The organism is Nocardiopsis gilva YIM 90087, from assembly GCF_002263495.1.
Lineage (GTDB): Bacteria > Actinomycetota > Actinomycetes > Streptosporangiales > Streptosporangiaceae > Nocardiopsis_C > Nocardiopsis_C gilva.
The window spans coordinates 3,983,307-4,000,859 of the sequence record NZ_CP022753.1; the positions used below are offsets into that span (position 1 = coordinate 3,983,307).

Annotated in this window: 16 protein-coding genes; 7 read left to right on the forward strand and 9 right to left on the reverse strand. The window is 69.2% G+C overall.

Features of this window, described 5'->3' with window-relative positions:
- Nucleotides 1-24 precede the first annotated feature (24 nt).
- Both CDO52_RS18045 and CDO52_RS18050 read left to right on the forward strand, forming a co-directional pair.
- A complete protein-coding gene (locus CDO52_RS18045) occupies nucleotides 25-963 on the forward strand; it encodes a neutral zinc metallopeptidase (RefSeq protein WP_017618237.1) in 939 nt (312 codons plus the stop codon).
- A 211-nt stretch (nucleotides 964-1,174) separates the two neighbouring features.
- Nucleotides 1,175-1,726, forward strand: coding sequence for a hypothetical protein (locus CDO52_RS18050; RefSeq protein WP_083919805.1), 552 nt, complete (start codon nucleotides 1,175-1,177; stop codon nucleotides 1,724-1,726).
- A gap of 118 nt (nucleotides 1,727-1,844) precedes the next feature.
- Here the strand turns inward: CDO52_RS18050 and CDO52_RS18055 are convergent, their stop codons facing one another.
- Nucleotides 1,845-3,212 (reverse strand): FAD-dependent oxidoreductase, encoded by a 1,368-nt coding sequence (locus CDO52_RS18055; RefSeq protein ID WP_017618235.1) that lies wholly within the window; start codon nucleotides 3,210-3,212, stop codon nucleotides 1,845-1,847.
- Between the two features lie 119 nt (nucleotides 3,213-3,331).
- On the opposite strand from CDO52_RS18055, the gene CDO52_RS27685 reads away from it, so the two are divergent.
- A complete protein-coding gene (locus CDO52_RS27685) occupies nucleotides 3,332-3,508 on the forward strand; it encodes a hypothetical protein (protein ID WP_017618234.1) in 177 nt (58 codons plus the stop codon).
- A 226-nt stretch (nucleotides 3,509-3,734) separates the two neighbouring features.
- On the opposite strand, the gene CDO52_RS18060 is transcribed toward CDO52_RS27685, so the two are convergent.
- Nucleotides 3,735-4,358 carry a TetR/AcrR family transcriptional regulator gene (locus CDO52_RS18060; RefSeq protein WP_198345754.1) on the reverse strand — a complete coding sequence of 208 codons (624 nt, stop codon included), beginning with the start codon at nucleotides 4,356-4,358 and terminating at the stop codon, nucleotides 3,735-3,737.
- A gap of 69 nt (nucleotides 4,359-4,427) precedes the next feature.
- Between CDO52_RS18060 and CDO52_RS18065 the strand changes: the two genes are divergently transcribed.
- Nucleotides 4,428-5,840 carry a cytochrome P450 gene (locus tag CDO52_RS18065; protein WP_083919804.1) on the forward strand — a complete coding sequence of 471 codons (1,413 nt, stop codon included), beginning with the start codon at nucleotides 4,428-4,430 and terminating at the stop codon, nucleotides 5,838-5,840.
- A 42-nt stretch (nucleotides 5,841-5,882) separates the two neighbouring features.
- Here CDO52_RS18065 and CDO52_RS18070 read toward each other — a convergent pair whose 3' ends face one another.
- On the reverse strand, nucleotides 5,883-7,136 hold the full coding sequence (locus tag CDO52_RS18070; protein WP_017618231.1) for an MFS transporter: 1,254 nt from the start codon (nucleotides 7,134-7,136) through the stop codon (nucleotides 5,883-5,885).
- 146 nt (nucleotides 7,137-7,282) lie between these two features.
- Here CDO52_RS18070 and CDO52_RS18075 point away from each other — a divergent pair, with 146 nt between their 5' ends.
- The 3 genes from CDO52_RS18075 to CDO52_RS18085 all read left to right on the forward strand — a co-directional run bounded on the left by CDO52_RS18075 (nucleotide 7,283) and on the right by CDO52_RS18085 (nucleotide 9,961).
- Nucleotides 7,283-7,909: a TetR/AcrR family transcriptional regulator C-terminal domain-containing protein gene (locus tag CDO52_RS18075; RefSeq protein WP_017618230.1), complete on the forward strand. Its 627-nt coding sequence runs from the start codon at nucleotides 7,283-7,285 to the stop codon at nucleotides 7,907-7,909.
- 675 nt (nucleotides 7,910-8,584) lie between these two features.
- A complete protein-coding gene (locus CDO52_RS18080; protein WP_152471576.1) occupies nucleotides 8,585-9,136 on the forward strand; it encodes a hypothetical protein in 552 nt (183 codons plus the stop codon).
- 375 nt (nucleotides 9,137-9,511) lie between these two features.
- Nucleotides 9,512-9,961 (forward strand): hypothetical protein, encoded by a 450-nt coding sequence (locus tag CDO52_RS18085; RefSeq protein ID WP_017618228.1) that lies wholly within the window; start codon nucleotides 9,512-9,514, stop codon nucleotides 9,959-9,961.
- A gap of 157 nt (nucleotides 9,962-10,118) precedes the next feature.
- Here CDO52_RS18085 and dxs read toward each other — a convergent pair whose 3' ends face one another.
- The 6 genes from dxs to CDO52_RS18115 all read right to left on the reverse strand — a co-directional run bounded on the left by dxs (nucleotide 10,119) and on the right by CDO52_RS18115 (nucleotide 17,400).
- Nucleotides 10,119-12,038: a 1-deoxy-D-xylulose-5-phosphate synthase gene (gene dxs / locus CDO52_RS18090; protein WP_017618227.1), complete on the reverse strand. Its 1,920-nt coding sequence runs from the start codon at nucleotides 12,036-12,038 to the stop codon at nucleotides 10,119-10,121.
- Between the two features lie 207 nt (nucleotides 12,039-12,245).
- Nucleotides 12,246-12,812: a G/U mismatch-specific DNA glycosylase gene (gene mug / locus CDO52_RS18095; protein WP_017618226.1), complete on the reverse strand. Its 567-nt coding sequence runs from the start codon at nucleotides 12,810-12,812 to the stop codon at nucleotides 12,246-12,248.
- A gap of 55 nt (nucleotides 12,813-12,867) precedes the next feature.
- Nucleotides 12,868-13,590: a sulfite exporter TauE/SafE family protein gene (locus CDO52_RS18100; protein ID WP_017618225.1), complete on the reverse strand. Its 723-nt coding sequence runs from the start codon at nucleotides 13,588-13,590 to the stop codon at nucleotides 12,868-12,870.
- 309 nt (nucleotides 13,591-13,899) lie between these two features.
- A complete protein-coding gene (locus tag CDO52_RS18105) occupies nucleotides 13,900-15,174 on the reverse strand; it encodes a sugar ABC transporter permease (protein ID WP_094932556.1) in 1,275 nt (424 codons plus the stop codon).
- Nucleotides 15,174-15,959, reverse strand: coding sequence for an ATP-binding cassette domain-containing protein (locus CDO52_RS18110; RefSeq protein ID WP_017618223.1), 786 nt, complete (start codon nucleotides 15,957-15,959; stop codon nucleotides 15,174-15,176). Before CDO52_RS18110 ends, CDO52_RS18105 begins: the two co-directional genes overlap by 1 nt.
- A gap of 310 nt (nucleotides 15,960-16,269) precedes the next feature.
- Nucleotides 16,270-17,400: an ABC transporter substrate-binding protein gene (locus CDO52_RS18115; RefSeq protein ID WP_026125713.1), complete on the reverse strand. Its 1,131-nt coding sequence runs from the start codon at nucleotides 17,398-17,400 to the stop codon at nucleotides 16,270-16,272.
- Nucleotides 17,401-17,553: the final 153 nt, after the last annotated feature.

Consider the following 17,553-nt stretch of genomic DNA (forward strand, 5'->3'; position numbering starts at 1 on the left):
CCTCGGGGAATCCCCGCACAGGGGATGCCGGGACAATTCGGCGCCTACCCCCCGGTCGCACCACCGCCCCGGCCGCGTCGGCGCGCGTCCACCGCTGTCGTGGTGAGCGCGGGCGGCTCCGCACTCGCCGCTGTCGTCGCCCTGACGGTCCTCATCACCCTGATGTCCCAGGGACCGGACTCCACGGCGTCGGAGTCCCAACAGCAAGCGGCGAGCGACAAGGATCTGTCCTCGTTCTTCTCGCGGAAGCTGGACGACCGACCTGGCGACCTGGACTTCCAGAACGACGAGCACCCCGTCTACAACGTGGCGATGCCCGAGCCCGTCGACTGCAACCTGCCGAAGCTCGACACCACGTCCGACTCGTCGTGGGAGGACTTCAGCACGACGGTGGGCGGCTGCCTGAACGAGATGTGGAAGCCGCGCTTCGAGGAGCTCGGAATCCGCACGCCGGGGCCGGAGTTCGGTGTCTCCAGCAAGAAGCCCCAGCAGGACCTCGCGCAGGAGGGGTCGACCCTCGCCTTCTACAAGCCGGAGGAACGCACCATCACCGTGGTGCTGCCCAACGTCAAGGAAATGGCGGAGTTCATCCCCGATGGCCAGCAGGAGGGCGTCTGGTCCGCGCTGCTCGGCCATGAGTACGGTCACCATGTCCAGAACGTAACCGCGGTCCTCGCCAAGTCCGTCGAGGCGGAGTCCGAGGCCGACTCCCAGTCGGACCAGCTGGAGCTGCTGCGCCGCACCGAGCTGCAGGCCGAATGCTTCTCCGGCGTCGCCATGCGCGGCCTGGGCCAGTTCGACGACACCCAGATCGACGAGGTCAACGAGCTCCTCAACACCGGAGGCGACCTGCCCACACACGGCAAGTCGATCAACCGCCGCCAGTGGTACCAGGCAGGCGCGGCCGGGGACACCCTGGAGTCGTGCAACACCTTCGGCGCTCCGGCGTCGAAAGTCCGCTGACCCCGGGCGGAGATCTCAGCACCCGACCACGGTCAGGTCGCACGGGCGGGGGTGTGGTGCCGCGGCACCACACCCCCGCCCGTCGCATTCCCGCCGCCTTCCGCCCCGCCCGCACTCCACGCGACGTAGACCGTGTACCGCCGCGCGCGTAGGCGCGGAGACGCAAGCAGGCCGATGACGGGCGTAGTGCGCGCACGCGAGCCTTGATCGCATGAACACCGCATCCCGCACTCCGACACAGCAGCAGGAAGGCCGTAGGACCCCATGGCGGCTGTCCCGCCCCTGGCGCACGACCGCGGTGAGCATCCACGTCATCGCGTCGGTGGGATGGCTGGGCGTCCACGGCAGCATGCTCGCTCTCACCGCGTCGACGCTGGCGGCCCCGGAGTTCATCCCCGCCGCCTACACCGCGGCCGGGGCCCTGTCCTCCATGCTGGTCCTTCCGCTCAGCGCGATGGCGCTCGTGAGCGGACTGGTCCTGGCCATCGGCACACCCTGGGGACTGTTCCGGTACTACTGGGTGGCCGCGAAGCTGGCGCTGACGACCCTTCTGTTCCTCGGTTCCAACTTCTCCATCGGAGCGGAGGTCCGCGCGGTGGCCACCGCCGTCGCGATGGAAGGCGCGACGGCGGTCACGCCGCTCGACCAGACGCGGACGGTCGGCGCCCTGGCGGTCTCCTTCTGCGTGATCGTCATCGTGACGCTGCTGTCGACGGTGAAGCCGTTCGGCCGCATTCGCCGCCGGAGCCGCGCAGCTCGTTGAGCCCTCACGCAATCCTCCGTTGATCTCGGCAGGGTGCGCCAGAAACCACCCACCGGGATTCGGCGCACTTCGCCGAGGTCAACGGAGGTACCCGTGCCGGAACCCGGCGAGTCCGGGCTCACGAATGGCCGAGCGCGCCGTACAGCTCGTCCCAGCGGTGCAGTTTCACACGTTCGCCGCGGCCGAGGTCGGCGGCGCGCTCGGCCTCGGCGGCGTCGATGGTCAGCCAGTCGCCGTAGTCGGTGAAGGTCACCCCGCGCTCGCCCAGCAGGCGATCGATCGAGTTGTCGTCCGCGCCCGGACCGCGCCGTTCGCGCAGCGCCGGGGCGTCATCGAGCAGCCCGCGCACGGTCGCCGCCGCATCGGACTTGTTCGTCCCGATCACGCCGGTGGCCCCGCGCTTGATCCACCCGGCCACGTACTGTCCGGGCAGCACGGCGCCGTCGGGGCCGAGCACACGGCCCTCGGCGTGCGGCACGGTGCGGGTGGAGTCGTCAAAGGGCACATCGGGCAGCGGAACGCCCATGTAGCCGATGGAGCGGAACACCATGCCGACGTCGAGCACCTCCTCCTCGCCGGTGCCGGTCAGGCGCCCGTCAGGGCCGAGCTCGGTGCGCTCGACGCGCAGTCCGGCGACGCTCTCCTGACCCAGGATCTCGATAGGTCGGACCCAGAACCGCAGGTCGACGTGGCGCGGCCGGCCCGCGGGCTCCTGCTGCGCCCAGGACTTCAGGATCTTGAGGTTGGTGCGAGCGGCGCGGGCGGCGCTCAGCATCGCCTCGTCGGCGGGATCGATATCGACCTGCTCGGGGCGGACGGTGATATCGGCGTTGGCCAGTTCACCGAGGTCACGGAGCTCGGGAGCGGTGAACTTGGCCTGCAGGGGACCGCGGCGGGCCAGCAGATGGACGCGCCGCACCTTGCTGGCGGCGAAGACGTCCAGGACGGGCTGCGGGATGTCGGTGTGGCGCAGTTCGTCGGCCGACTTGGCGAGAATGCGGACGACGTCGAGGGCGACGTTGCCCGCGCCGACGACGGCGATCTCCTCCGCGTCGAGGAGGAACCGCTGCGTGTCGGTGTCAGGGTGTCCGCAGTACCAGTTGACGAAGTCGGTGGCGGCCACGCTGCCCGGCAGATCCTCGCCGGGAATGCCCAGTTTGCGGTCGACGCTCGCGCCGGTGGCATAGACGACGGCGTCGTAGACACGGTCGAGGTCGTCAACGGTGACGTCCCGGCCGAACCGCACACCCCCGATGAAGCGCACGTCGGGGTGCTCCAGGACTTCACGCAGGGTGCGGGCCACACCCTTGATCTTCGTGTGGTCGGGGGCGACACCGTAGCGCACCAGCCCATAGGGGGTGGGCAGGCGGTCGATGACATCGACGGCCACGGTCTCGCGGCTCTGCCTGGTGAGGGCGTCAGCGGTATAGATTCCGGCGGGGCCGGAACCGATGACGGCGACGCGCAGGGAGTCGGGAGAGCTCATTACTCCATTCTCCCCTATCTCACCCGGGTTCCGCCGCCTGTAGAGCCCTCCCGTCGCCCCACCCGCCCCCACGGGGAACGATGCTAGGAAGACCGGCTCCCGACCAGGAACGAGGCGGCATGTCCCAGCTGTTCTTCGGCTTGATGGTGGTCACACTCCTGACGGCCGGCGTGCTGCTGCTCTGGAGCTTCACGCAGAGCCGCGGCGCGCCGCTGACGTCGGAGGTCAACCGTGCGCTGATCATCCTGGCCGCGGCGGCGGTCGCCCTGGCGGTCGCCTCGCTGCTCACCGCCTGAAACCATCCGGATCGGCAGTCGTCCGACTGCGCGAGGCCGTCGCCCGGGGCCGACCCACCGCCGAACAGCACGAGCCGATCACCCCCACGGCCGGGTATGCCCACCGCACACGCGCCGTCGTCGGGTCCGTCGACCCCCGGCCGCGCACCAACGTCCGAGCCGGTGGACGTATCCCGTCCATGAACCCGACGTCCGTGTCCGCCGCTCGCTGGGCTGACCGGTCTTCTCAGCACTGCTCATCCTCGCCCCTGATGGATGTGTCGGGAGCGGCGGAGACGAGGGCGAGTGCTCGGACGATCTGATCGGCGTCGGGGATCCGGCCGGGTGCCATGAGCCATTGCACGGTCAGCCCGTCGAAAAGCGCCAGGAGAACCGACGCGAGGCTCTGCACGTCGTCGTCTGCCGGCGGCGCTTGCCCGTCCGCAGCCTTCCCCGCGACGGCGGTGATGCGCTCGGCGATGGCGTCCCTGGCGAGCTGGTATTCGTCGGCCAGGTGCTCCCTCAACCCATCCCCCCGTGATGCCTGGGCGAACGCCTCCACCGCCGCGATGGCGAAGCCCCTGTTCTCCTCCAATGACCCCAGGAAAGCCCCCATCGCGCCGCGCAGCCTGTCCTGAGGATTCGCGGTGGTGATCGCGTCCTCCGTGACGGCCATCACCGACTCCGTCCAGGTGCGCAGCGCCCTGGTGATCGCGGCCTTGAGCAGCTCTTCCTTGGAGCCGAAGTAGTAGTTCACCGCCGGCAGGTGGGCGCCCGCCGCCGCGACGATGTCGCGGGTCGTGGTGTGCGCGTAGCCGCGCTCCTGAAGACAGCGAATCGCCGCTTCGATGAGCCTGTCCCGTTGATCCATGGACATGAGTCTAGGCTGTTTATAACATTCGTTAATAACGATCGTTAAAAACGAGCGCTTGGAGGCGGAATGACCAGCCGATTGCCTCCCGGGCCGCGTGCACCGCAGCCGCTTCAGATGGCGGCTTTCATGCGCGATCCGGTCGGGTTCATGCGCCGATGCGAACAGCTCTACGGACCCGTGTTCACCATCAAGCTTCTCGGGACACCCGGCTGCGTCTTCGTCGCCGACCCCGACCTCGCGCACCGTGTCTTCGCCACCGACCGCGACATCGGCCGGGCCGGTGCGGCACGCAAGGCGTTCCTTGAGCCACTCACCGGGGCGAACTCACTCCTGACCCTCGACGGCGACACGTGGACACGCCAACGCCGGATGCTCGGACCCGCGTTCCACGGCAAGCACATCAAGCGGTATCGAGAGCAGATCGCGGCCATCGCCGCAGAACGGGTCCAGCACTGGCCCCTGGGACGGCCGATCCCCCTGCGTCCACGCTTCCAGGCCATCACGCTGGAGGTGATCCTGCGCGTCGTGTTCGGGGTCGCCGACACCGCGCGCGTCCGACACCTCATGCGACTGCTACCGCGGCTCCTCACCGCCACCGAGTCGCTCGACAAGCTGATGTTCCTGCTCCCTCCCCCGGTGTGGAGCAGGCTCGATCCCCTCCTGTCCAGGGTTCCGGGGACACCCAACGCCCGGTTCGTCGCTCTGCTCGAAGCATCCGACGCACTGCTCTACGACGAGATCGCACAACGACGCCGGGCGGCCGATACCGCCGGACGGACCGACATCCTCTCGGTCCTGCTCGCCGCCAGGGACACCGACGGGCGCCGCCTGACCGACGCCGAACTGCGCGACACACTGATGACGCTGCTGCTGGCCGGTCACGAGACGACGGCCACCGCCTTGGCGTGGTGCTTCGAACGTTTGATCCGCCACCCCGAGATCTACGAGCGGGCACGCACCGCCGCCCGCGACAACACCTCCTCGAACGGCGGGGACGGCAACGGGACCGAGAACCATGGGGGAGACCACGGGGACTACCTGGAGGCCGTGGCCAAGGAGACACTGCGGAACCGCCCCGTCATCGCCGACATGCCCCGCGTACTGACCGAGCCGATGGAGCTCGGTGGCTACCGCGTTCCCGCGGACTGGTGGGTCACACCCGCCACTTTGCTCCTGCACGGCTCACCCGACCTGTTCGGCCCCGACCCCGACACGTTCCGCCCCGAGCGGTTTCTCAACGACGAGATCAGCCCACATGCCTGGATCCCGTTCGGCGGCGGACGCCGCCAGTGCCTAGGGGCACAGTTCGCCCTGCTGGAGATGGGCGCCGTACTCCCAGAGATCCTGACCCGGGTCCGGCTCCGTCCGGCGCCCGACGCCCGGCCGGAGAGGCCGACCCTTCGACACGTCACCTTGGGGCCCGAGCGGGACGCATGCGCCATCGCGGAACGCGAGGCAGCGGAGGACCGGACCTGTTGAGGCCTAGTGTCCGGCGAAACCATCCCCGTTGGACACTAGGCCTCACTCCGCTTCTCGGCTCTCCGCTCGGACGGCGGCGACGTGCGGGTCGGTGCGGTCGTCGTAGCGCCAGAGGGCCGGAAGCGCCGCGGTGAGGACGGTGACCGAGCCCAGGCAGGCCAGGCCACCGGTCCACATCGCCGCCCGGAGGCCGAACCGCGCCGCGGTGCCGCCCGCGCGGAGGTCGCCCACGGCGGGACCGGCCGCGCCGATGAGGAGTTCGACCCCGGCCAGGCGGCCCCGGAGGCGGTCGGGGACGGAGGCGTTCCACATGGTCGTCCGGTACACGTCGCCGACCCATCCCGCGGCACCGGCTACCGCCAGAAGGACGACGACCGCCCAGACGCCGCCGACGACCGCCGCTCCCGCTGTCGCGGCCCCCACTGCGGCGCCCGCGACCAGGACCATGCGGCCGTGGTGGTGCACCTGCCCGGTCCAGCCACCGGTGGCGGCGGCCACCAGGGCACCGGCGCCGCTCGCCGCGTACAGCAGGCCCAGCGCCCAGGGGGCGTCCAGTTCCGATGCCAGGAAGGGAAACAGTGCCGTGGGCAGTGCCAGGACGGTGGCGGCCATGTCGGCGAGGTAGGTACCCAGGAGGTCGGGACGGCTCCAGGCGTAGGCGACCCCTTCGGCGATCTCCCTCAGGGCTGGTGCCGACGCCGCGCCCTCTGTGGTGGGGACGGGGCGCAGCCGCCACAGCAGCAGGAGGGAGACGACGAAGGTGGCCACGTCCAGCGCGTAGGCGGCGGTGAACCCGAAGGCGGTGACGACCAGCCCTGCGAGCGCGGGTCCCACCACTCCCCCGACGCTCCACCGCAGGGAGGTGAGCGCCCCGGCGGCGGTGAGCTGCTCGTGGGGAACCAGCCGCGGGACCATCGCCTCCAGCGACGGCTGCTGGAGCCCCTGGAGAGCCGCAGCGCAGCCCGCTGCGGCGTACAGCGGCCACAGGAGCGGCGCGTCGAGCAGGGTGTTGGCCAGGAGGGCGAGGCTCAGCACACCGAGGGCGAGCTCGGTGGCCAGTGCCATGACCCGCCGGTCGAACCGGTCGGCGAGCACACCGCCGTAGAGCCCGAAAACGACCATCGGGACCAGCTCGACCGCCCCGATCAGGCCGACCGCCCAGGGCGAGCCGGTGGTGTGGGCGATCTGCAGGGGCAGGGCCAGCATCGTGAACATCGACCCGATGAGCGTGACCACCCCCGACGTCCAGACCAGGCGGAAGTCGCGCGAGTCGCGGAGTGGGGCGGTGTCGATCATGTAGCGCCGCTGACGGCGCTCGGTGTCCTCAAACGTGAATCTCTCCTTATCAGTGATAAGCGATATGACGCAGGGACTCTATCACCGATAAGGTCGGGGTGCGATCGGGTTTTCAAACAGTCGACAGGCGAGACAAGGCGAACGGGATGGCACTGGAGCGCGACACCGTGGTGCGGACGGCTCTGCGCCTGCTGGACGAGGTCGGCATCGACGGGCTGAGCACACGGCGCCTCGCCACCGAACTGGGCGTGCGCCAGCCCGCGCTGTACTGGCACTTCAGGAACAAGCGGGAACTGCTCGACCTCATGGCCGAGGCGATGCTGGCCGACGCGCTGCCGCACGGCCGGGAGCCATCGCCCGAGAACTGGGCGGAGTGGCTGGTCGCGGACGCCCACGCCAAGCGGCGCGCGCTGCTGGCCCATCGCGACGGCGCGCGCGTGCACGCGGGGACGCTGCCCACCGCCGACGAGCTCCCGGCCGTCGAGGCCCAGCTGCGCGCCCTCCGCCAGGCGGGGTTTGATCCACGCGACGCCCTCCGGCTGTGTCTTGCGGTGGACCGGTACACCATGGGCTGGGTCACCGAGGAGCAGGCCCTAGCCCAAGACGCCACCGAGAGGAACACCGGTGGGCTCTTCCCCGACGAGGCTCTCGCGCGGACCCCGCTGCTGGCGGAGGCGGCCGACGTCCTGCGCGCGGCGGACGGGGACGCCGACTTCGACTACGGCCTTCGCCTGATCATCGAGGGCTTCCGCGCCCGGATGGCCGCACAATGACGGCCTGCGGGGACCACCGAACCGGGTCACCAGGTCAGGCGAGCACAGTGATATCACCCGTCGGGTCAACTTCTCACGATGCGTGACGAACCGCACGCCAGTGGCACACCACTCTCCCGGGCGGACGCGCGACGAAGGGGCCACTGGGCGGCGAACGGCGTCAAGATCACCGGCATTGGCCTGGTATTTCACGGTCGATAGGCAGCCACCCCCTCCCCACTGAAAAAGCAGTGCCGCCATTAGCAGGATAGGCCCGACCGCATCGCCCACTACGTTCCGTAGAAATGTCATCGCCATTTGAAAAAGGACGCCATTGCGTTCGCGACGCGCCTGGCGTATGACCGAGGAGCGGCCCAGATCCCACACGGGCGACCCTGTGACGTGGAACGACACGGGATCTGGCCGATCGGAGTGGCCCCGTAAGAGCACTGGAATGGAGGAAGAACCACAACCGACCGCCAGCCGTTGGCCCCGCGATCGTCGCTCAGAAACGCTATGGCGACGCGCGCTGTTCGCCAATAGTAATTTCCACTCAATATCACTGAGTGATGCGGAAATTACCGAATGCGAACACACACGGAGCCGCCCCCGCATGGGCAGCTCCGCATCCCTCCTCTCATGTATGGCTCCGTGACTTCAATCCGGGCGGCGCCGCAACGAAAAAGGAGATCCCCCGTGCTACGTCTCTCATGTCGACGCGTCATCCCCGTGTCCATCGCCATCGCCGCGCTCGGCCTGGCGACGGCCCCCGCCATCCACGCCCAGGCCACTGAGCAGACAGCGCCCACGGCCGACATGACCTGCTCCCTGATCGCCGAAGGCGCCCTCAGCCCGCCCATCCAGCCAGTTACCTCGGGCGAGAAGCGTCCGGCCTCGTTCAACGGCAAGGACGGCACGGCCGCCTGTAGCGGGACCATCGACGGCCAGAGCATCGACACGACCAGCGCGGGAAGCTGGGGGGTCAACGCCGACTCGGACAACCCGATCAATTGCGGGTCTCTCACCGAGGGCATCACCGGTGACGGGACGTCAAAGATCACCGTCACGACCATCGACGGTCAACAGAAGTCCCACACGACAAGCTTCGACTTCGAAGTCGTCGGCGGCGCAGTGACGATCAGCAATGGCCTCGATGGGGCTGGCAGCTTCCAGCCTACGGAGGGCGACTGCGTCACCGAAGCGATGGAACGTGCACGGGTGGAGTTCGAGGTCACGACCTCGAGCTAGAGGACGCCCGCCAACCGCGTTCCGCCTAGGACCCTCGTCGTCGGTGCCGTACCCGCCAGGTGGGGCACCGACGAAGACCCGCGCCATCCGTGGAGGGACGGCGGCGCGGACTTCGACTACGGCCTCCGCCTCATCATCGACGGCTTCCGCGCCCGGATGGCTGGCGGCTGAGGAGCGGACCTGCTTTTACGAACCGGGTGACCAGGTCAGGCGAGCACGATTGCGGCGCAGGTCGGGTCTCCATCGTGATGAGCCCTAGCCGTCGCGAAGCCATTTGAACTCGATCGAAAGGCATTGACCTCATCTTCCCCTCCTGTCAATGCTGGTAACTGGGATCTCACGAGGGAACCTGAGTAACAAGATCGAGGAGTCATCATGGGCAAGCGCATGATGAGAACTGGCCTGAAGGCAGCCGCCGTGGCCATGGTCGCGCTTGGTGCCTTCTCCGTCCACGCTTCGCCCGCGCTCGCCGGTGAAGCACAATCGCCCGCGAGGACCACCGCCGGCCAGGGGTCCGCTGACCATGAACGCCTGCGCGCGGCGCACGCACGGGTCTGTACCCACTTCCGCCACAGGGAGTGCGCGAGCATCCGATTCCAGGAACTGCCCTGGATCCGGGGAGCCGTGGTGAAGGTCGACAACGACACGCACAGGTTCGCGCGTTACAGCGTCAGGGTGCACCACAGCAACACGCGGGGCTTCGTCAGGCCCAGGTCCGAGACGACGCGATTTCTCCACGGCACGCGTGGCGAACACGTCACCGTCCGCATCTGCGTCTCGGGGAGGTGCGACAGCGACACCGCACACATCATCTGGCGTCGCTGACCTAGCCAACCTCCGTGTCAGCTGAGAAGTTCGGGAATTCACCATCTCGGAGAGTCAATGGAATGAGATCACTTCGCCAGAAAAATGCGTGCCCGCAGATCCGGAGATCCGCGGGCACGTTGCCGGTGAGGGGAGCTACCACTCCCCGCTCAGTCCCCTAGCTTTGGGCCGGTTCGTCTTCGAGGGGCTTCTCGGTGTGCCGGGAGACCGTCTCGGTGAGCTTGCGGGCGAGTTCCTGGGGGGTGAGACCCATGTCGGCGAGGATGGCCGCGCGCTTGGCGTGGTCCAGGAACTTCTGGTCGATGCCGAACGTGCGCACCGGGATGTCGAGGTCGGCATCGCGGAGGGCGCGGGCCACCGCGTCGCCGACAGCCCCCACACGGCCGTTGTCCTCGACCACGGCGACCACGCTGTACTTGGCGGCCTCGCCGACGAGGGCATCGTCCAGCGGCTTGACCCAGCGGGGGTCGACGACGGTGACGCCGATGCCCTGGTCGGCCATGCGGTCGGCGACCTCGCAGCAGGTCTCGGCCATGGGGCCGACGGCGACGAGCAGCAGGTCCTCGGAATGGCCGCCGTCCGTGGCGCGCCGCAGCACGTCCATCGACCCGAGTGTGCCGACGGCCGGGATGTCCGGGCTGACCTCGCCCTTGGGGTAGCGCACCACGGTGGGGGCGTCGTCGACGGCGACCGCCTCGCGCAGCTCCTCGCGGAGTCGGGTGGCGTCGCGCGGAACGGCCAGGCGCAGCTCCGGGACGACGTTCATGATGGACAGGTCCCACATGCCGTTGTGGCTGGCGCCGTCGTCGCCGGTGATGCCCGCGCGGTCCAGGCAGAAGGTGACCCCCTGCTTGTGCAGAGCGGCGTCCATCAGCACCTGGTCGAAGCAGCGGTTGAGGAAGGTCGCGTACAGCGCCACCACTGGGTGCAGGCCGCCCATGGCCAGTCCGGTGGCCGACGTCGCGGCGTGCTGCTCGGCGATGCCGACGTCGTAGATCCGCTCGGGGTAGGCCTCGGCGAACGCCGCCAGGCCGGTGGGGTGCAGCATGGCCGCGGTCATCGCGACGATGTCCTCGCGCTCGGCGCCGAGCTTGACCAACTCTTCGCTGAAGACCTTGGTCCACTTCACGACACCCGGCGTGGACTTCACCTCACCGGTCTCGGCGTCGATGGCGCCGATGGAGTGGAACTGGTCCTCGTCGTGGTTCTCGGCCGGGGCGTAGCCCTTGCCCTTCTGCGTGATGCAGTGGACGATGACCGGCCCGCCGAAGTCGCGGGCGCGGCGCAGCGCCTTCTCGACCATCTGCTCGTCGTGGCCGTTGATCGGCCCGAGGTATTTCAGCCCCAGGTCCTCGAACATCATCTGCGGCTGGATTGCATCCTTGAGGCCCTTCTTCAGGCCGTGCAGCGCCTCGTACAGCGGCGGCCCCACCACGGGCGCGCGGTTCAGCGCGACCTTGGCGAGGTCGAGGGCCTGCTCGTAGCCGGGCGCCATGCGCAGGGTGGCGAGGTGGTCGGCCAGCCCGCCCATGGTCGGCGAGTAGGAGCGCCCGTTGTCGTTGACGACGATGACGACCCGCCGGTCCCTGCCCTCGGCGATGTTGTTGAGCGCCTCCCAGGCCATGCCGCCGGTCAGGGCGCCGTCGCCGATGACCGCGACGACGGTGCGGTCGGAGCGGCCCCGCACCTCGTTGGCCTTGGCCAGACCGTCGGCGTAGGACAGGACGGTGGAGGCGTGCGAGTTCTCGATGAAGTCGTGCTCGGATTCCGCGCGCGACGGGTAGCCGGACAGGCCGCCGGCCTTGCGCAGCTTGGAGAAGTCCTGCCGCCCGGTGAGCATCTTGTGCACGTAGGACTGGTGCCCCGTGTCGAAGAGGATCGGCTCCCGCGGCGAGTCGAACACGCGGTGCAGCGCGACCGTCAGCTCCACGACTCCCAGGTTCGGCCCCAGGTGTCCGCCCGTGCGCGACACCTCGGAGACAAGGAAGTCACGGATCTCCTGTGTCAGCTGCGGAATCTTGTTCTCGCTGACCTTCTTCAGGTCGTCCGGATTGCCGATCGACTCGAGCAGCGCCAACTCTCCTCAGTCCCCTCGTCCAGCGTACGTTCGGCGTGAGTGCGGGTTGCGCACTGCACACCGACCACGCACGTCCCATCGAGTTTATGGGCCACGTGAAGTGACCTTTACCTGAACCTATCTCTATCCGTTCGAGCCCGACGGCGAGGTCGCCCTCCTACTGCGGCCGCCCCACCGCTCCCACACCCCACGGGCCGCGCCCGCACATCACGCGTCGCCCCTGCATCGGCGGCGCACACGGATCAGCTCCTCGGCGATGGCGTCCACGGGCCATGAGGCGTTCAGCCCACTCGGGTTGGGCAGCACCCAAACAGGTGTATGCCCGATCCTGTCCGTCTGCGATCCGATCTGCGCTTTCGGACGGCCGAATGCCGACCGGTAGGCGGTGACGCCGAGGACGGCGAGCATGCGGGGACGGTAGCGCTCCAGTCGTTCGTGCAGCGCATCGCCGCCCGCGCGGAGCTCCTCGGCCGTCAACTCATCGGCGCGAGCGGTGGCACGGGCCACGATATTGGTGATGCCCATTCCCCATTCCGGGAGAAGGTGCTGCTCATCGGGGCGCAGCTGCCGCGGTGTCCAGCCGGATCGGTGCAGCGCGGGCCAGAACCGGTTGCCCGGGCGCGCGAAGTGGTGGCCGGTGTACCCCGAGTACAGCCCCGGGTTGATACCGCAGAACAGCACGTCGAGATCGGGCGCGATGACATCGGGGATCGTGGCGCCGTGCGCGGCCGCGAGCTCGGCCTTGGTCGGCCTCGCCTTGGGTGTCGCCTTCATGGGGTGTGGAGCCTACCTTCTCTCCGGCGTTTCCGCGGCGCCCGCTCCGGGACCGCTAGGAGAGGAGCGAGGTGCCGATCAGCGTCAGGCCGGAGGCCGTAACGACCACCAGCAGGGCGGCGCGCATGAGCCCGGCGTCCACGACGCGGCGCAGCGGGCGCCCGGCGAGGAACCCGGCGCCGAGGAAGGGGATCAGCGCCGCGCCTCCGCGGATCTCGTGGGCGTCCAGCTGCCCGCCCGCCGCGAGCAGGGTCAGCGAGATCACGACGCCTATGAGGAAGAACCCGGCCAGGGTTCCGCGGACCTTCGCGGCCTCCTCGTGCTGGTAGAGCAGGGCCATGGGCGGGCCGCCGATGGATGTGGCCGTGCCCGTGAGGCCGGACAGCGCTCCGGCGCAGAACAGGGAGGACGGGGTGACCCGGACGCGAACCGATCGGATCGACAGCACGACCGCGACGAGCACCATGGAGCCCACGGCCACCCGCATCATCGTGGGGTCGAGAGTCGACACCACCCACACTCCCAGGATCGCGCCGGGGACGCGCCCGGGCACCGCCCAGCCGAGTCCGCGCCAGTCGATGTGGCGCCACTCGGTGGCCAGGGTCAGCACGGGCAGCACGGCGGTCGCGATGAGCATGGCACCGGGCATCAGCGTCGGGTCGAGGAAGGAGACGACGGGCGCCGCGACCAGGCCGAGCCCAAGGCCGACGCTGCTCTGCACCACGGCTCCGAGCATCACCGCGATCCCGGCGACGAGGAGGAAGGTCATGTCGGGCATCGTCTGGCGAGGCTAATTCCCCCCATTCCTGACCTGAATACAGAGGTAGGATCTCCCGACCGTTTTCCGTCACCGGTCCTACCGGAAACGAGATCAGCCGGGGCCGCGTGGGCGGTCGGCGCGGGCGCGGCGGCTTCCGTTCCCTCGCGCATGCCCGGTCGGATGGCCCGTCGGTGTCCTACGCGTCCGTGCGGAGACCGGCCGCGCCCGCCGGGAGTGGGAGTGGGGGCGCGGCCGGTGGCCTCTGGTCCGTCCGGTTGAGACCGGGCGCGTCCGCTCCGCCGCGATGGAGCGGGCGGACGCGCGGGGTCATCCTCGGGCGTGCGTCTTGCGGCTCCGGCGGGACATGGCGTCCAGGATGACCGCGATCAGCAGCACCAGCGCCGTGATCATGTACCGGACCGACGCGTCCATCTGGAGCAGGTACAGCCCGGACGTGATCGCCCCGAGCACCAGGCCGCCCAGCAGCGCCGAGTAGGCGTTGCCCCGGCCGCCGAAGAGGCTGGTGCCGCCGATGACCGCCGCGGCGATCGCGAGCATCAGCTCGTCCCCGCCCGCCGTGTCGAGGCTCGCGGAGTACGAGCGGGACACCATCATCACGCCGCCGATCGCGGACAGCATGGAGGACAGCGCGAACACCGAGATCCGGATCAGGTCGACGTTGATCCCGGCGCGGCGGGCCGCCTCGGCGCTGCCGCCGACCGCGAACACCATCCGTCCGTAGCGCGTCTTGCGCAGCATCAGGTCGAAGGCGACCACGAACCCGACGAAGATCAGGAAGGCCAGCGGCACACCCTTGAACTGGTTCAGCACCGCCACAGCACCGAAGAGGAGAACGGCCAGGAGCACCAGCAGCAGCGCGCGGAACGCGGTCTCCAGGGGCGTACGCGGGGTCAGGCCCGCGCGCACGCGGCGCCGCTCACCGTAGATGGTGGTGGCCGCGTACACCGCCACCACGACCGCCGCGATCCCCCAGCCGACCGCCGGGACGAAGTACGTCTGGGTGAGGTAGGCGATCGCGCCGCCGTCGCTGATGTTCATCGTGCCGTCGTCGCCGAGCAGGTAGATCTGCGCGCCCTGCCAGCCCAGGAGTCCGGCGAGGGTGACGACGAACGCGGGTACCCCCACTTTCGCGAAGATCGTGCCGTGGATGATGCCGATGACCAGGCCGACGCCGACGGCCGCCGCGATGGCGGCCCATTCGGGGACGCCCTGCTTGACGGTGAGGACGGCGAGCACGGCCGCCGACACTCCGGCAACCGACCCGATCGACAGGTCGATCTCACCGAGCAGCAGCACCATGATGACGCCGGTGGTCATCAGGCCCACGGCGGCGATCTGCACGGTGAGGTTGGAGAGGTTCTGCGGGGACAGGAACCGCTCATGCAGGGCCTGGAAGACGATCGAGATGACGATCAGGCCGGTGAGCACCGGCAGCGGCCCCAGTTCGCCGCCGCGCACGCGCTCCATGAGCGCCCGGAGGATGTCGGCGGGCGAGTGGGCGGTGGTGACGACCAGCCGCGGGTCGCGCTCGGGCGTCCTGGGCGCTTGGGTGTCGGCGGACACGGATGTCTGCTGTGCCATCAGGCTTCCTCCGTTCCGGACACCGAGACCCGCCCGGACCGACGTGCGACAGGGTTGTCCGCGGCGCCGGTGATGGCCGCGACGATCTCCTCGTAGCTGGTGTCCTCGACCCGGAAGTCACCCGCGTTGCGGCCCAGCCGCAGTACGGCGGCACGGTCGGCGACCGCGCGCACATCGGCCATGTTGTGGCTGATGAGAATGACCCCGAGCCCGTTGTCCCGGAGACGCTCGATGAGATCGAGCACCTGCGCGGTCTGGGCCACGCCCAGCGCCGCGGTGGGCTCGTCGAGCATGACGACCTTGGGGTCGCCGAGCAGGGAGCGGGCGATCGCGATGATCTGCCGCTGCCCACCGGAGAGCGAGGCCACGGGAACCCGCAGGCTCGGGATGCTCACCGACAGGGAGTCGAGCAGCTTCTGGGCGCGCCGCTCCATCTCCACCTCGTCCAGCAGGCCAAGCCCGGTGTGCTCGGAGCCGAGGAAGAGGTTGGCGACGATGTCCAGGTTGTCGCAGAGTGCGAGGTCCTGGTAGATCGTCGCGATGCCGAGCCGCTGCGCGTCGTTCGGCTTGCCGATGGAGACCGGCTTGCCCTCCCAGAGGATGGAGCCGCTGTCGGCCGGGTTCACCCCGGCGATCGTCTTGACCAGGGTGGACTTTCCGGCACCGTTGTCGCCCAGCAGGGCGACGACCTCACCGGCTCCGACCCGGAGGTCGACTTCGCTGAGCGCCTGGACGGCGCCGAATCTCTTGGAAATCCCGGACAGCTCCAGGACTGGTGTGCTCAATGTCGTGTTCCCTCAGACTCCGCGTACCGCGGGTTTCGGATGGTGCTTCGGCCGGACTTCCGGTGGATGGGCGGATGGCCCCTCAGGGTGCGGCCCGCGGGGGTTCGCCGTTCCTACCCGGTCCTGCGCGGCCCAGCCCGGTGGCGCGTGGCCCCGGTCGGTGGCGGGAGCCCGTGTCCGCTCCCGCCACCGACCGCCCGCCGCCGGGGCCGATGGACGTTCCCGTTTCCCGGGGGCCATCGGTGGCCGTGTCCGTTGGTTCGTGGTCGGCTCCCACCGCCGTGTCGGCGGGGTCGGAGGCCGCGCCGGGCTACTTGCTGTCGTTGGCCGCCTCGCAGAAGTCGGTCTTGGCGTAGGCGTCGGTGCAGATCTCCTCGATGGTGTAGAAGCCGTCGGAGACGACCGTCTCCTCGACGTTCTCCTCGGTGACCGGGATCGGGTCGAGCAGCACCGCCTGGACCTTCTCGCCGTCGCCGCTCTCGACCTCGGTGAGGCCGATCTCGCCGCCCTCGTACTCCTCGCCGGTGGCCGCGGCGACCGCCATCTTGGCGGCGGTCTCGGCCTCGGGGCGGATGGCCTTGTAGACGGTCATGTACTGCTCACCGGCGATGATCCGCTGGATGCCGTGGATCTCGGCGTCCTGGCCGGTGATCGGCGGCAGCTCGTCCACCCCCGCGCTCTTCAGCGCGGCCACGACACCCTGGGCCATGCCATCGTTGGCGGCGTAGACGCCGACGATGTCGTCGGCGCCGATCGAGGTGATCGCCTGCTCCATTTCGGTCTGCGCTCGGTCCGGCGACCAGTCGGGGGTGTCGTACTCCGCCCCGATTTCGGCCTCGTTGTCGAGGATCGAGTGGGCGCCGGCCTTGAAGTCCGCGGCGTTGGGGTCGGTCGGCGAGCCGTTGATCATGACGATCTCGCCCTTTCCGGCCGTCTCCTCCTTCTCCAGCGCCTCGATCAGCGCCTTGCCCTGCACCTCGCCGACCTTGCGGTTGTCGAAGGAGACGTAGTAGTCGACGCCGCCATAGGCCAACCGGTCATAGGCGACGACGGGCACGCCCTGGCCCTTGGCGTCCTTGACGATCTTCGCGGCGGACTCGGCGTCGACCGCGTCAAGGACCAGGACGTCGACGCCCTCGGTCAGCATGGCCTCGGCCTGCGCCTGCTGCTTGGCGGTCTCCTGGTCGGCGTTCTGGTACGAGAGTTCACACTTCTTGCACAGCTCGGTCAGAGCTTCCTCGAAATAGGGCTTGTCGAACTTCTCGTAGCGCGCGGTCTTGGACTCCGGCAGGAGCAGGCCGACCTTGAAGCCGTCCTCGACGCTGGCGGTCCCGCCCTCGCCGTCCCCGCCGGTGGTGGTCCCACATCCTGCGGCCAGCAGCGCCAACGCGGCTGCGGTGCCGACCGCGGCGCGGCTCACGAATCCAGTTCGCTTCTGCAACGGGGTGTCCTCCTCCTGGGCTCACACCGGGCAGGGGATGGGGTGGCGCCCGATGAGGTCATGGCGGGAAGTCAAACCCCCGGCAAACTTGTCGTCAAGGTGTGAACACATAACCGAAACGTCACGCGAGTTGCCTTCAATGTGTGAATACAC

Coding starts and splice junctions, on each gene's coding strand:
- CDO52_RS18060 (WP_198345754.1), bottom strand. CDS start 4,358: ATGGATCAACGGGACAGGCTCATCGAAGCGGCGATTCGCTGTCTTCAG.
- CDO52_RS27685 (WP_017618234.1), top strand. CDS start 3,332: ATGTCCCAGCTGTTCTTCGGCTTGATGGTGGTCACACTCCTGACGGCC.
- CDO52_RS18100 (WP_017618225.1), bottom strand. CDS start 13,590: ATGCCCGACATGACCTTCCTCCTCGTCGCCGGGATCGCGGTGATGCTC.
- CDO52_RS18045 (WP_017618237.1), top strand. CDS start 25: ATGCCGGGACAATTCGGCGCCTACCCCCCGGTCGCACCACCGCCCCGG.
- CDO52_RS18085 (WP_017618228.1), top strand. CDS start 9,512: ATGGGCAAGCGCATGATGAGAACTGGCCTGAAGGCAGCCGCCGTGGCC.
- mug (WP_017618226.1), bottom strand. CDS start 12,812: ATGAAGGCGACACCCAAGGCGAGGCCGACCAAGGCCGAGCTCGCGGCC.
- CDO52_RS18105 (WP_094932556.1), bottom strand. CDS start 15,174: ATGGCACAGCAGACATCCGTGTCCGCCGACACCCAAGCGCCCAGGACG.
- CDO52_RS18070 (WP_017618231.1), bottom strand. CDS start 7,136: ATGATCGACACCGCCCCACTCCGCGACTCGCGCGACTTCCGCCTGGTC.
- CDO52_RS18055 (WP_017618235.1), bottom strand. CDS start 3,212: ATGAGCTCTCCCGACTCCCTGCGCGTCGCCGTCATCGGTTCCGGCCCC.
- CDO52_RS18050 (WP_083919805.1), top strand. CDS start 1,175: ATGAACACCGCATCCCGCACTCCGACACAGCAGCAGGAAGGCCGTAGG.
- CDO52_RS18065 (WP_083919804.1), top strand. CDS start 4,428: ATGACCAGCCGATTGCCTCCCGGGCCGCGTGCACCGCAGCCGCTTCAG.
- CDO52_RS18075 (WP_017618230.1), top strand. CDS start 7,283: ATGGCACTGGAGCGCGACACCGTGGTGCGGACGGCTCTGCGCCTGCTG.